At 71.2% G+C, this 13388-nt stretch carries 13 protein-coding genes; 6 read left to right on the forward strand and 7 right to left on the reverse strand.

Going from position 1 to position 13388, the window contains the following annotated elements; translation table 11 throughout:
- Position 1: 1 nt before the first annotated feature.
- The gene (gene fabG / locus ACZ6ZI_RS37585; protein WP_469528971.1) at positions 2–721 is read right to left on the reverse strand and encodes a 3-oxoacyl-[acyl-carrier-protein] reductase; all 720 of its coding nucleotides are present in this window, start codon (positions 719–721) and stop codon (positions 2–4) included.
- 145 nt (positions 722–866) lie between these two features.
- Between fabG and ACZ6ZI_RS37590 the strand changes: the two genes are divergently transcribed.
- From ACZ6ZI_RS37590 to tyrS, 3 genes are read left to right on the forward strand one after another with little or no spacing between them, the layout of a single operon-like run.
- Complete coding sequence (locus ACZ6ZI_RS37590; RefSeq protein ID WP_469529057.1) at positions 867–2429, forward strand: TldD/PmbA family protein; 1563 nt, start codon at positions 867–869, stop codon at positions 2427–2429.
- A complete protein-coding gene (locus ACZ6ZI_RS37595; RefSeq protein WP_469528973.1) occupies positions 2429–3832 on the forward strand; it encodes a metallopeptidase TldD-related protein in 1404 nt (467 codons plus the stop codon). Before ACZ6ZI_RS37590 ends, ACZ6ZI_RS37595 begins: the two co-directional genes overlap by 1 nt.
- A 51-nt stretch (positions 3833–3883) precedes the next feature.
- Positions 3884–5152, forward strand: coding sequence for a tyrosine--tRNA ligase (tyrS, locus tag ACZ6ZI_RS37600; RefSeq protein ID WP_469528976.1), 1269 nt, complete (start codon positions 3884–3886; stop codon positions 5150–5152).
- Between the two features lie 81 nt (positions 5153–5233).
- Here tyrS and ACZ6ZI_RS37605 read toward each other — a convergent pair whose 3' ends face one another.
- Positions 5234–5512 carry a GlsB/YeaQ/YmgE family stress response membrane protein gene (locus tag ACZ6ZI_RS37605; RefSeq protein ID WP_363055641.1) on the reverse strand — a complete coding sequence of 93 codons (279 nt, stop codon included), beginning with the start codon at positions 5510–5512 and terminating at the stop codon, positions 5234–5236.
- Positions 5513–5744: 232 nt separating this feature from the next.
- Here ACZ6ZI_RS37605 and ACZ6ZI_RS37610 point away from each other — a divergent pair, with 232 nt between their 5' ends.
- Positions 5745–6023, forward strand: a complete 279-nt coding sequence (locus ACZ6ZI_RS37610) for a DUF3099 domain-containing protein (protein WP_363055642.1) — start codon at positions 5745–5747, stop codon at positions 6021–6023.
- Between the two features lie 149 nt (positions 6024–6172).
- Positions 6173–6469, forward strand: coding sequence for a hypothetical protein (locus ACZ6ZI_RS37615; protein ID WP_469529062.1), 297 nt, complete (start codon positions 6173–6175; stop codon positions 6467–6469).
- Positions 6470–6587: 118 nt separating this feature from the next.
- Here the strand turns inward: ACZ6ZI_RS37615 and moaA are convergent, their stop codons facing one another.
- The 3 genes from moaA to ACZ6ZI_RS37630 all read right to left on the reverse strand — a co-directional run bounded on the left by moaA (position 6588) and on the right by ACZ6ZI_RS37630 (position 9770).
- Positions 6588–7577, reverse strand: a complete 990-nt coding sequence (gene moaA / locus ACZ6ZI_RS37620) for a GTP 3',8-cyclase MoaA (protein WP_363055643.1) — start codon at positions 7575–7577, stop codon at positions 6588–6590.
- A 205-nt stretch (positions 7578–7782) separates the two neighbouring features.
- Positions 7783–9408, reverse strand: a complete 1626-nt coding sequence (locus ACZ6ZI_RS37625; protein ID WP_469528980.1) for a solute symporter family protein — start codon at positions 9406–9408, stop codon at positions 7783–7785.
- Positions 9405–9770, reverse strand: a complete 366-nt coding sequence (locus ACZ6ZI_RS37630; protein WP_363055645.1) for a DUF485 domain-containing protein — start codon at positions 9768–9770, stop codon at positions 9405–9407. Before ACZ6ZI_RS37630 ends, ACZ6ZI_RS37625 begins: the two co-directional genes overlap by 4 nt.
- A 275-nt stretch (positions 9771–10045) precedes the next feature.
- On the opposite strand from ACZ6ZI_RS37630, the gene ACZ6ZI_RS37635 reads away from it, so the two are divergent.
- On the forward strand, positions 10046–11590 hold the full coding sequence (locus ACZ6ZI_RS37635) for a S8 family serine peptidase (protein WP_469528982.1): 1545 nt from the start codon (positions 10046–10048) through the stop codon (positions 11588–11590).
- 89 nt (positions 11591–11679) lie between these two features.
- Here the strand turns inward: ACZ6ZI_RS37635 and ACZ6ZI_RS37640 are convergent, their stop codons facing one another.
- Positions 11680–12723 (reverse strand): zinc-dependent alcohol dehydrogenase family protein, encoded by a 1044-nt coding sequence (locus tag ACZ6ZI_RS37640; protein WP_469528984.1) that lies wholly within the window; start codon positions 12721–12723, stop codon positions 11680–11682.
- 30 nt (positions 12724–12753) lie between these two features.
- A complete protein-coding gene (locus ACZ6ZI_RS37645; protein ID WP_469529060.1) occupies positions 12754–13383 on the reverse strand; it encodes a lysoplasmalogenase in 630 nt (209 codons plus the stop codon).
- Between the last annotated feature and the right edge of the window lie 5 nt (positions 13384–13388).

Genomic DNA, 13388 nt, shown 5'->3' on the forward strand with positions numbered 1-13388 from the left:
ATCAGTGACCCATGCCCAATCCGCCGTCAACGGGAATGACGGCTCCGGTGATGTACGCGGCGTCGTCGGACGCCAGGAAGCTCACGGCTGCCGCGATCTCCTCGGGCTGCGCGTAGCGGGCGAGCGGCACCTGGGCGACGATGCCCGCGCGCTGCTCGTCGGTGAGCGCCTTCGTCATGTCGGTGTCCACGAAGCCCGGGGCGACCACGTTGAAGGTGATGTTGCGCGAGCCCAGCTCGCGCGCGAGCGAACGGGCGAAGCCCACCAGCGCGGCCTTCGAGGCGGCGTAGTTGGCCTGGCCCGCCGAACCCAGCAGGCCCACGACCGAGGAGATCAGGACCACGCGGCCCTTCTTCGCGCGCAGCATGCCGCGGTTGGCCCGCTTGACGACGCGGAAGGTGCCCGTGAGGTTGGTGTCGAGGACGGAGGTGAAGTCGTCCTCGGACATGCGCATCAGCAGCGTGTCCTTGGTGATGCCGGCGTTGGCCACCAGCACCTCGACGTTGCCGTGCTTCTCCTCGATCTCCTTGTAGGCCTGCTCCACCTGCTCGGAGTCGGTGATGTCGCAGCGCACCGCCAGCACACCCAGCGAGGTGAGCGCCTCCGGCGGCTCGCCCGAACGGTACGTGATCGCGACCTTGTCGCCCGCCTGTGCGAAGGCCTGGGCGATGGCGAGGCCGATGCCCCGGTTACCTCCGGTGACGAGAACCGAGCGGCTCAACGGATCACCCTTTCGCTAGCTGTCTGGATACCGAAAACCTATAGGCCCGCGCCGGCATCCGGAGAATCGGGCTCCGACAGGGCCTCGCGACGGGCTCTGTCGCATTCCTACAGAAAGATGTGTGCACAAGAGCCCCGGGCGCGACATGATCGGGGCGACCGGCCCCGACCCCGGGAGGACTTCCGTGGCCCATTCCATCGACGCGGCTTTCACCGCGCTGCCCCTGCGGGCGCTCGCCGACGCGGCGCTCGCCAGGGCCCGCGCGCTGGGCGCCGATCACGCCGACTTCCGGCTGGAGCGGATCCGCAGCGCCTCCTGGCGCCTGCGCGACGCCAAGCCCTCCGGCGGCTCCGACACCACCGACCTCGGCTACGCGGTCCGGGTGGTGCACGGCGGCAGCTGGGGCTTCGCCTCGGGCGTGGACCTCACCATGGACGCCGCGGCCCGGGTGGCCTCGCAGGCCGTCGCCATGGCGAAGCTGTCCGCCCAGGTGATCAAGGCCGCGGGTTCCGACGAGCGGGTCGAGCTCGCCGAGGAGCCCGTGCACGCGGACAGGACGTGGATCTCCGCCTACGACGTGAACCCGTTCGAGGTGCCCGACGCCGAGAAGTCGGCCCTGCTCGCCGACTGGAGCTCCCGGCTGCTCGCGGCGGAGGGGGTGGCGCACGTGGACGCCTCGCTGCTCGCCGTCCACGAGAACAAGTTCTACGCCGACACCGCCGGCACCACCACCACCCAGCAGCGGGTGCGGATCCACCCGCAGCTCACGGCCGTCGCGGTGAACTCCACCACCGGCGAGTTCGACTCCATGCGCACCATCGCCCCGCCGGCCGGGCGCGGCTGGGAGTACCTGACGGGCACCGGCTGGGACTGGGGCTCCGAGCTGGAGCGGATCCCGGAGCTCCTCGCCGAGAAGATGCGGGCCCCGAGCGTCGAGGCGGGCCGCTACGACCTGGTGGTCGACCCGTCCAACCTGTGGCTGACCATCCACGAGTCGATCGGCCACGCCACCGAGCTCGACCGGGCGCTGGGCTACGAGGCGGCGTACGCGGGAACCTCCTTCGCCACCTTCGACCAGCTGGGCAAGCTCAAGTACGGCTCCTCGATCATGAACGTGACGGGTGACCGGACGGCCGAGCACGGCCTGGCGACCATCGGCTACGACGACGAGGGCGTCGAGGCGCAGAGCTGGGACCTGGTCAAGGACGGCACCCTGACCGGCTACCAGACGGACCGCCGCATCGCGAGGCTCACCGGTCTGGGCCGGTCCAACGGCTGTGCCTACGCCGACTCCCCCGGGCACGTGCCCGTGCAGCGGATGGCGAACGTGTCCCTCCAGCCGGATCCGGGCGGGCTCTCCACGGAGGACCTGATCGGCGGGGTGGAGCGCGGGATCTACGTGGTCGGCGACCGCTCGTGGTCGATCGACATGCAGCGCTACAACTTCCAGTTCACCGGGCAGCGGTTCTTCCGGATCGAGAACGGCCGGCTGGCCGGGCAGCTGCGCGACGTCGCGTACCAGGCCACGACCACCGACTTCTGGGGCTCGATGGAGAAGGTGGGCGGCCCGCAGACCTACGTCCTGGGCGGCGCCTTCAACTGCGGCAAGGCCCAGCCGGGCCAGGTCGCGGCGGTCTCGCACGGCTGCCCGTCCGCCCTGTTCCGCGACGTGAACATTCTGAACACCACGCAGGAGGCCGGACGCTGATGTCTGCGATTCGCACGAAGCCCCACGAGATCGTCGAGCGGGCCCTGGAGCTGTCCACGGCCGACGGCTGCGTCGTCATCGCCGACGAGGAGTCCAGCGCCAACCTGCGGTGGGCGGGCAACGCGCTCACCACCAACGGCGTCACCCGCGGCCGGACCCTGACGGTCATCGCCACCGTCGACGGCAAGGAGGGCACCGCCTCGGGGGTCGTCTCGCGCTCCGCCGTCACCGCCGCGGACCTGGAACCGCTGGTACGGGCCGCCGAGGCGGCCGCGCGCGGGGCCGCTCCCGCCGAGGACGCCCAGCCGCTCGTGACGGGCACCCCGGTCTCGCCGGACTTCACCGACGCCCCGGACGAGACCTCCTCGGCGGTGTTCGCGGACTTCGCCCCGGCCCTCGGCGAGGCCTTCGCCCGGGCCCGCGCGGGCGGCCGGGAACTGTACGGGTTCGCCAACCACGAGCTGGTGTCGACGTACGTCGGCACCTCGACCGGTCTGCGACTGCGCCACGACCAGCCCAACGGCACGCTCGAACTCAACGCCAAGTCCCCGGACCGCACCCGCTCGGCCTGGGCCGGCCGCGCCACCCGCGACTTCAAGGACGTGGACCCGACCGCGCTCGACGCGGAGCTGGCCGTGCGCCTGGGCTGGGCGGAGCGGAAGATCGAGCTGCCGGCGGGCCGGTACGAGACCCTGCTGCCGCCGACGGCCGTGGCCGACCTGCTGATCTACCAGATGTGGTCGGCGGCGGCCCGCGACGCGGTCGAGGGCCGGACGGTGTTCTCCCGGCCCGGCGGCGGCACCCGCGTCGGGGAGCGGCTCTCCGGGCTGCCGCTGACCCTGCGCAGCGACCCGAACGAGCCGGGCCTGGAGTCCGCGCCGTTCGTGATCGCGCACAGCTCGGGCGACGACGCCTCGGTGTTCGACAACGGCCTGCCGGTCGGGGCGACCGAGTGGATCAGCGGGGGCGAGCTGGCCCGGCTGACGACGACCCGGCACAGCGCGGCGCTGACGGGGCTGCCGCTGTCCCCGTCGTTCGGGAACCTGATCCTGGACGGGGGCGGGGAGAGGTCGCTGGAGGAGATGGTGGCGGCGTCGGGCCACGACGGGCCCTGCCTGCTGCTGACCTGCCTCTGGTACATCCGCGAGGTCGACCCGGCCACACTGCTGCTCACGGGCCTGACCCGGGACGGGGTGTACCTGGTGGAGAACGGGCGGGTCACGGGCGAGGTGAACAACTTCCGCTTCAACGAGTCCCCGGTCGACCTGCTGTCGCGGGCCTCGGAGGCGGGCCGGACCGAGAGGACGCTGCCGCGCGAGTGGGGCGACTGGTTCACGCGGGCCGCGATGCCGGCGCTGCGCATCCCGGACTTCAACATGAGCTCGGTCAGCAAGGGCGTCTGACCCACCTAGACTGACCATGGCAATTTCAGACATCGAAGGAGTCGAGAGACCGTGACAGACATCGTCGACGAACTGAAGTGGCGTGGGCTCTTCGCCCAGTCCACCGACGAAGAAGCGCTGCGGAAGGCGTTCGCGGACGGTCCGGTCACGTTCTATTGCGGCTACGACCCCACCGCGGCCTCGCTGCACGTGGGTCACCTGGTGCAGGTCCTCACCATGCGCCGCCTCCAGCTGGCCGGGAACCGGCCGCTGGCGCTCGTCGGCGGGGCCACCGGTCAGATCGGCGACCCCCGTCCGACCGCCGAGCGGACGCTGAACGACCCCGCCGTGATCGCGGAGTGGGTGAACCGGCTGCGCTCGCAGATCGAGCCGTTCCTGTCCTTCGAGGGCGAGAACGCGGCGGTCCTGGTGAACAACCTGGACTGGACGGCGGGCATGTCCGCCATCGAGTTCCTGCGGGACATCGGCAAGCACTTCCGCGTCAACAAGATGCTGACGAAGGACTCGGTCGCCAAGCGCCTGGAGTCCGACCAGGGCATCAGCTACACGGAGTTCAGCTACCAGCTGCTCCAGGGGATGGACTTCCTGGAGCTGTACCGCCGGCACGGCTGCACCCTCCAGCAGGGCGGCTCGGACCAGTGGGGCAACCTGACGGCCGGTCTCGACCTGATCCACCGGGTCGAGCCGGGCGCGCAGGTGCACGCCATGGCGACGCCGCTGATGGTCAAGGCGGACGGCACCAAGTTCGGCAAGACCGAGGGCGGGGCCGTGTGGCTCGACCCGGAGATGACGACGCCGTACGCGTTCTACCAGTTCTGGCTGAACGTGGACGACCGGGACATCTCGACCTACATGCGGATCCTGTCGTTCCAGAGCCGTGAGGAGCTGGAGGCGCTGGAGGCGCAGACCGCCGAGCGGCCGCAGGCGCGGGCCGCGCAGCGGGCGCTGGCGGAGGAGCTGACCACGCTGGTGCACGGCGCGGACCAGTGCGCCGCCGTCATCGCCGCGTCGAAGGCGCTGTTCGGTCAGGGCGATCTGGCGGAGCTGGACGAGGCCACGCTGGCCGCGGCCCTGTCCGAGCTGCCGCACGTGAAGGTCGAGGCGCTCGGCCAGGTCGTGGACCTGCTCGCGGAGACGGGTCTGGTCGCCAGCAAGTCGGCCGGCCGGCGGACCGTGAAGGAGGGCGGGGCCTACGTGAACAACGTGAAGGTGACCGCCGAGGACGCGGTCCCTGCCGAGGGCGAGCTGCTGCACGGCCGCTGGCTGGTGCTGCGGCGCGGCAAGAAGAACCTGGCCGCCGTCGAGGTCACCGGCGCCTGACGCACGGTCGAGGGGGCCGGCGCGGACGTCTCGTCCGCGCCGGCCCCCTCGTCGTGTGCGGGGTGCCGTGGCGGCGGCCCGTCACGTGGTGCGGCTCTTGCCGCCCTTCAGCGCCATGTAGACCATGTCGCCGAGTCCGACGATGAGCACCGCGCCGGCGAGCTGGAGCAGGTGGCGGACCCAGTCGATGCCCCGGGTGTCCTCGACGCCGATCCACCGGGAGACGGCGTTGCCGAGGATGGCTCCGACGATGCCGAAGATGGTCGTCAGCCACAGGGGTTGGTGTTGCTTCCCGGGCAGGATGGCACGGGCGATGAGGCCCAGCACGAAACCTACGATGATCGCCCACAACCATTCCATGACGAGCCTCCTCGTGGCGCGTGGTACGCATGTGGGCCCAGTTTCAACCCGTCCGGCCTACCGCGCATTTCGGACACTGCCGTTCGGGGGTACCCCCTCTCCTCGCCGCGGGCCGGGCGGCGTACCGTGGAACGGGACCGGGCCGGGAGCGCCCGGCCGGCCGATCGGGTGGTGGAGAGTGCAGCGGACGAAGCGGAACGGACCCGAGGTCTTCCGGATCACGGGAGCCCGGATGGGGCTGGCCGAGGACGTGCGGGGGCGCCAGCGCCGGTACGTCATCTCGATGACGGTGCGCACCCTGTCGGTCATCGCCACGGTGATCCTGTGGAACGTGGAGCGTCACGTGGCGATGGTGACGCTCGCGGCGGGCGTCCTGTTGCCCTACGTGGCGGTGGTCATCGCGAACGCCGGACGCGAGACGGCGCCCTCGCTGCCGTCGCACTTCGTGCCCGCGCCCGTGCGCCCCGCGCTGGAGGCGGGAAACCTCAATAAAAGCTCAGATCAATCATGAAGTTCCGGTGCACCGCACCGGGTCCTGCGTGACATACTGCCTACGCGCTCCGCATCCCCCGTCGGAGCGACGGACCGACGCCGGGCAGCTCCCCCCGTGGCTGCCCGGCGTCGCCCTTCCGTTCCAGGGGTGTTTGTAGGGTTGAGGCCGTGACTTCCCCTGATGACAACACCCCCGAAGCGAACACCCCGCACGCCGCGGACACCGCCGCCGACGCCGCCCCCGAACCCGCCCCCACCTGCTCCGCCAAGGGGTGCCGTGACTCCGCGGTGTGGGTCCTGGCGTGGAACAACCCGACGCTGCACACGCCCGAGCGGCGCAAGACCTGGCTGGCGTGCGAGGAGCACCGCGAGCACCTGTCGCAGTTCCTGGGGGTCCGGGGGTTCCTGAAGGACGTCGTACGCCTGGAGGAGTGGGTGCAGCCGGAGGGCTCCGGACGCCCTTGAGGAACGCCTGAGCCCCGGTCGTGACCGGGGCTCGGTGCGCGGGGCGCGGAGTGTGGAACGGGCCGCCTCGGGGCGGGCCGCCCTGGGCGGTCGACCGCGGCGGGTCGACCGCGGCGGGTCAGCCGCCGATCGCCGACATGGGCCGGTCGGGCTGGAGGAACGTCGGGTCGTCGAGGCCGGAGCCGGCCTTCTTGCCCCACATCGCCACCTTCCACAGGCGGGCGATCTCCTCGTCCGGCGCCCCCGAGCGCAGCGCGGCGCGCAGGTCCGACTCCTCGGTGGCGAACAGGCACGTGCGCACCTGACCGTCGGCGGTGAGCCGGGTGCGGTCGCAGGCGCCGCAGAAGGGGCGGGTGACCGAGGCGATGACGCCGACGGTGGCGGGGCCGCCGTCGACGATCCAGCGCTCGGCGGGGGCGGAGCCGCGCTCGTCGGCGCCCTCCTCGGTGAGGGTGAAGCGGGTGCGCAGCGATTCCAGGATGTCCCCGGCGGTGATCATCCCGTCGCGCTTCCAGCCGTGCTGGGCGTCGAGCGGCATCTGCTCGATGAAGCGGAGCTCGTACGCGTTGTCCACGGCCCAGGCGAGGAGGTCGGGGGCCTCGTCGTCGTTGAGGCCGGGCATGAGGACGGCGTTGACCTTGACGGGCGTGAGGCCGGCGTCCCGGGCGGCGGCCATGCCCTCGATGACGTCCTTGTGCCGGTCGCGGCGGGTGAGGGTCTTGAAGACCTCGGGCCGCAGGGTGTCGAGGGAAACGTTCACCCTGTCGAGGCCGGCGGCCTTCAGGGCCTGCGCGGTGCGCTTGAGGCCGATGCCGTTGGTGGTCAGCGACATCTTGGGACGCGGTTCCAGGGCGGCGCACTGCTCGACGATCCCGACGAGGCCGGGGCGCAGCAACGGCTCGCCGCCGGTGAAGCGGACCTCGGTGATCCCGAGCCGGGTGACGGCGATGCGAATCAGCCGGACGATCTCTTCGTCGCTGAGGAGGTCCGACTTGCCGAGCCACTGGAGGCCCTCTTCGGGCATGCAGTAGGTGCAGCGCAGATTGCACCGGTCGGTGAGTGAGACGCGCAGGTCAGTGGCCACGCGGCCGTAGGTGTCGAGAAGCACTGTGGGCCCCCTCCCCTGTCCGGTTTTCCTAGAGGTAGGCGCAGTCGCGGATGGACGGATGCGCTGATTCGAGCCTACGCGACGGCCGTGGCCCGTAGGGATGCCCGAATGAACGAGACGCGGCGTGACCGCATCGTAGAGAAGTACGACGCGGCCACGCCCCGTGTCCGGATGCTTTCGGTGAATCCGCCGGTCGGTCGTCCGGTCAGTGGGCCCCGGTGCCGGTGAGGGAGCGGACCTCCAGCTCGGCGAACTTCTGCGGGTCGGCCGGCTCCTTGGACAGGACGGTTCCCAGCCAGCCGAGGAGGAAGCCGAGGGGGATGGAGATGATGCCGGGGTTCTCCAGGGGGAACCAGTAGAAGTCGGCGTCCTTGAACATCGAGGTCGGCTTGCCGGATACGACGGGCGAGAAGAGCACCAGGCCGACGGCCGAGATCAGGCCTCCGTAGATGGACCACAGCGCGCCCTGGGTGGTGAAGCGCTTCCAGAAGAGGCTGTAGAGGATCGTCGGGAGGTTGGCGGAGGCGGCTACCGCGAAGGCGAGGGCGACGAGGCCGGCGACGTTGAGGTCGCGGGCCAGGGCTCCCAGGCCGATGGCGACGGCGCCGATGACCACGGTGGACCAGCGGGCGGCGCGCACCTCCTCCTTCTCCGTGGCCTTGCCCTTGCGGATGACGTTCACGTAGAGGTCGTGCGCGAAGGACGAGGAGGAGGCGAGGGTGAGGCCGGCGACCACCGCGAGGATGGTGGCGAAGGCGACCGCGGAGATCACCGCGAGCAGGATCGCGCCGCCGGTGGATCCGGCTCCGCCGCCGACCTCCTGGGCGAGGAGCGGGGCGGCGGTGTTGCCGGCCTTGTTGGAGGCGAGGATGTCGGCCCGCTCGAGCAGGGCGGCGGCGCCGAAGCCGAGGGCGATCGTCATCAGGTAGAAGGCGCCGATGATGCCGATGGCCCAGTTCACGGACTTGCGGGCGGCCTTGGCCGTGGGGACGGTGTAGAAGCGGATCAGGATGTGCGGCAGGCCCGCGGTGCCGAGCACCAGGGCGAGGCCGAGGGAGATGAAGTCCAGCTTGGAGAGGGCGTCCTTGCCGTACTTGAGTCCCGGCTCCAGGAACTTGGTGCCCTGACCGCTGTTCTCGGCCGCCTGGCCCAGCAGGGCGGAGATGTTGAAGTTGAACTTCACGAGGACCAGCAGGGTGATCAGCAGGGCGCCCGCGATGAGCAGCACCGCCTTGATCATCTGGACCCAGGTGGTGCCCTTCATGCCGCCGATGGTCACGTAGACGATCATCAGCACGCCGACCAGGGCGACGACGGCGACCTTGCCGCCGTCGCTGGTGATGCCCAGGAGCAGGGAGACGAGGACCCCGGCGCCGGCCATCTGGGCGAGCAGGTAGAAGATCGAGACCACGATGGTGGAGGTGCCGGCGGCGGTGCGGACGGGCCGCTGGCGCATCCGGTAGGCGAGGACGTCGCCCATCGTGTAGCGGCCGGAGTTGCGCAGCGGCTCGGCGACCAGCAGCAGGGCCACGAGCCAGGCGACGAGGAAGCCGATGGAGTAGAGGAAGCCGTCGTAGCCGAAGAGGGCGATGGCTCCGGCGATGCCGAGGAAGGACGCGGCGGACATGTAGTCGCCGGAGATGGCCAGGCCGTTCTGGAAGCCGGTGAACTGGCGTCCGCCCGCGTAGAAGTCGGCGGCGTCCTTGGTCTGGCGGCCGGCCCAGATCGTGATGATCAGGGTGGCGACGACGAACAGCCCGAACAGGGTGATGATCAGCGGGCGGTGCTCGGTGGCCCCGGCGGCGACCGTCAGGGGGGCGAGGGTGCTCACTCTCCGGCCTCCATGCGCTGCTTGATGGCCTCGGCCTTGGGGTCGAGCCTGGCCGCGGCGTGCCGGGAGTAGAGCCAGGCGATCAGGAAGGTGGTCGCGAACTGGGCGAGGCCGAGGACGAGGGCGACGTTGATGTTGCCGAAGAGCTTGGTCCCCATGAAGCCGCCCGCGTAGCTGGACAGCAGGACGTAGAGCAGGTACCAGGCGATGAAGGCCACGGTGAGCGGGAAGGCGAACGAGCGGTAGGCGCCGCGCAGCTCCACGAACTCGGGGCTCTGCTGGACGCGCGCGAAGTCATCGGCCGTGGGACCCGTCGGGGCCGGTCCCGCGCCGCCGGGGGGCGGCGCTGCTTCGGTGGTCACGGGGGGTTCTCCTTGTGACGCGGGTGCGGTGGGGACGACGGACAAAACAACCTCCGTGTGGGGGGACGGTGGTGCTGAGCCCCCCCTGCCAACGGCACGGCCGGCGTGTCGCGACGGTTCAACACCCGCTGTTTTTTTGGCTTCTCGTCTTTTTTGGACGCTGATTTCTCGAACTGATGGCGCAAAGGCGAACGGCGGCACTAGGTTCGCGTGTCATGAACCCGTCCGGCGCGACCGCGCCCGTACGGCTTTTTGACGATGAATGTGGAGAACCCATGCCTCATCCGGTCCAGGGTCGCCGGCGCGCCCTCGCCGTTCCGTTCGGCCTGGCGCTCGCCGCCTCGCTCGCCGTCCTGCCCTCGGTGAGCGCCTCGGCCGCTCCCCTCGGCAACACGGCGGAGCCCGCGGCGGTCTCGAAGGCGACCACCACCGGCCCGAAGCTCTCCTACGTGGCGAACCTGACCGCGTACGGCACGGCCAAGCAGGCGAAGAAGGCCATCGAGCGGGCCGGCGGAACGGTGGTGACGGCCTATGAGCAGATCGGCGTCGTCGTCGCGCACTCCCAGAACCCGGAGTTCGCCAAGCAGCTGCGGACCCAGCGCAGCCTGTTCGTCTCGGTCGGCGCCACGCGCACGGCCCCCCTCTCGGCGGTGCAGACCACCGAGGAGGGCGCCACGCAGAAGCTGAGCGACGCGGACGCCGCGAAGGCGGCGGCACGGGCCACCGAGGGGCAGGAGCCGCTGGAGCCCAACCAGTGGGATCTGCGGACGATCAAGGCCGACCAGGCTCACAAGATCAACGATGGCAGCCCGGACGTCACTGTGGGCGTCATCGACACGGGTGTCGACGACACCCACCCGGATCTCGCCCCGAACTTCTCCAAGGGCCAGTCCGCCAACTGTGTCGGCGGTGTCGCGGACACCTCCGAGGGCGCCTGGCGTCCGTACGCCGACGGCAGCGACCACGGCACCCACGTGGCGGGCACCATCGCCGCCGCCCGCAACGGCATCGGCATCAGCGGCGTCGCGCCGGGCGTGAAGGTCGCCGCGATCAAGGTGAGCGAGCCCGCCACCAGCCTCTTCTACACCGAAGCGGTCGTCTGCGGGTTCATGTTCGCCGCCGACAAGGGGATCGAGGTGACCAACAACAGCTACTACGTCGACCCGTGGAACTACACCTGCAAGAACGACGACGACCAGAAGGCGCTGGTGGAGGCCCTCGCCCGGGCGACCAAGTACGCCGAGCGCAAGGGCGTGCTGAGCGTGGCCTCCGCGGGCAACTCCAACCACGACCTGGCCGGTGACTCCATCACCGACACGACCAGCCCGAACGACACCACCCCGGTGCCGCGCACCATCGACCCGAAGGTCTGCCTGGACCTGCCCACGCAGCTGCCCGGCGTGGTCACCGTCTCGGCCACCGGCGACCAGGGCCTGCGCTCCTACTACTCCAGCTACGGTCTCGGCGTCGTGGACGTCGCCGCCCCGGGCGGCGACAAGTACCAGGTGCCCGCCACCCCGGACGCCAACGGCCGCGTGCTGTCGACCGTCCTCGACGGCGGCTACGGCTACAAGCAGGGCACCTCGATGGCCGCTCCGCACGTCGCGGGCGTGGCCGCGCTCCTCAAGAGCGCCCACCCGAAGGCCACGCCCTCGCAGCTCCAGGCGATGCTGAAGGGCCAGGCCACGAAGGCCGCCTGCCCGGCCAAGATCTACGACGCCGCGGGCAACCTGATCGACGCCACCACCTGCCAGACCAAGTGGGGCCAGAGCGGCTACTACGGTCACGGCGTGGTCGACGCCCTGAAGGCCGTCAAGTAACACCCGCGCTCACGCTCACGCTCGCGCTCACCGAAAGGCCGGACGGGGTCCTCCCCCGCCCGGCCTTTCGCCGCGTACGGCGCGAGGGGTCAGGGCTTGATCAGCACCTTGAGCGCGCTGCGGTCGTCCATCGCCCGGTAGCCGTCCGGGACCTCGTCCAGGGACACGGCGCGGTCGAAGACGGGCGCCGGGTCGATGGCCCCGCTCAGCACGTCCTCCAGCAGCTCCGGGATGTACGCGCGGACGGGGGCGACACCGCCGCGCAGGGTGATGTTGCGGTCGAACATCACGCCGAGGTCGAGGCCGGTGCCGCTGCCGTGCGGGACGCCGACGTAGCCGATCGCCCCGCCGTCGCGGGTGATGTTCACGGCGGTGCGCATCGACTGCTCGGTGCCGACCGCCTCGATCACGGCGTGGGCGCCCTGGCCCCGGGTCAGCTCGCGGACCGCCGCCTCGGCGGCCTCGCCGCGCTCGGCGACGACATCGGTGGCGCCGAACAGCTTCGCGATGTCGGTGCGCGCGGAGTGCCGGCCGAGGGCGATGATCCGCTCGGCGCCGAGCCGCCTGGCCGCGAGGACGCCGCACAGGCCGACCGCGCCGTCACCGACGACGGCCACCGTGGTGCCCGGGCGCACGCCCGCGCCCAGGGCGGCGTGGTGTCCGGTGCCCATGACGTCCGAGAGCGCCAGCAGGCCGGTCAGCAGGTGCTCGTCGGAGGCCGCGGCGGCGGGCAGCCGCACGAGGGTGCCGTCGGCGTGCGGGACCCGTACGGCCTCGCCCTGGCCGCCGTCGTGGCCGACCGAGCCCCAGAAGCCGCCGTGGGTGCAGGAGGTGTACAGGCCCTCGACGCAGTAGTCGCAGGTGCCGTCGGACCACATGAAGGGGGCGACGACGAGGTCGCCGACCTTGACGTCCGTCACGGCGGCGCCGGTCTCCTCGACGACGCCGAGGAACTCGTGGCCGATGCGCTGGCCGGGCTGCCGGGCGGCCTCGCCGCGGTAGGCCCACAGGTCGCTGCCGCAGATGCAGGCGCGCAGGACGCGGACGACGGCGTCCTCGGGGCGCTGGATCGCAGCGTCGGGCACCTCCTCCACGCGTATGTCGTGCGGGGCGTGGATGACGGTGGCGCGCATGGTGGTGCAGCCCTCCGGATCAAGGTTGGTTCAGTCTTGTATGACTTTGTTGACCTCCCTACGGTACGCCTGTCCGAAAGTGAGTGCGCCCGTGGCCAGAAGGTACTGGGCCGCCAGGTAGGTGGCCATGATCCAGAAGTCGGGCCGGGGCAGCTGGGGCCACTGCGCCACCCCGGTCGCGATCAGGGTGTCGGAGAGCAGGAACAGCGCCCCGCCCAGCCCCGCGGCCCGCCCGAGCGCCCCGGCGCGGTAGGCCATGGCGGTGAGCAGCAGGCTGTATCCGGCGACGGGGATCCGCAGCTCCGCCGGAAGGTCGCCCCAGAGCAGCGCGACGGTGGTGACGAGCGCCGCGGCGTACGCGACCCCGAGCGCGGGGCCGGTCCGGCGCCGGCCGAAGAGCACGAGGTAGCAGACGTGCCCGGCGGCGAAGGAGCCCATCCCGATCAGGAAGGCGGGGTCGGCGTCGAAGAGGAGGGCCACGTCCCCGCCCCAGCCGAAGACGAGCGCGGCGACCAGAAGCCGGGGGGCGCGGCGGGTGATGACGTGGGCCACCAGCAGCGGCATCAGCAGCGGCTTGGCGATGACGTGCCCGAGGTGCCAGCCGGCCAGCAGCGAGCCGAGGTCCACGGCGACGGCGACGAGGAAGGCGCCGAGCAGCACCCGCC

This window comes from Streptomyces sp. NPDC103540 (assembly GCF_055584445.1).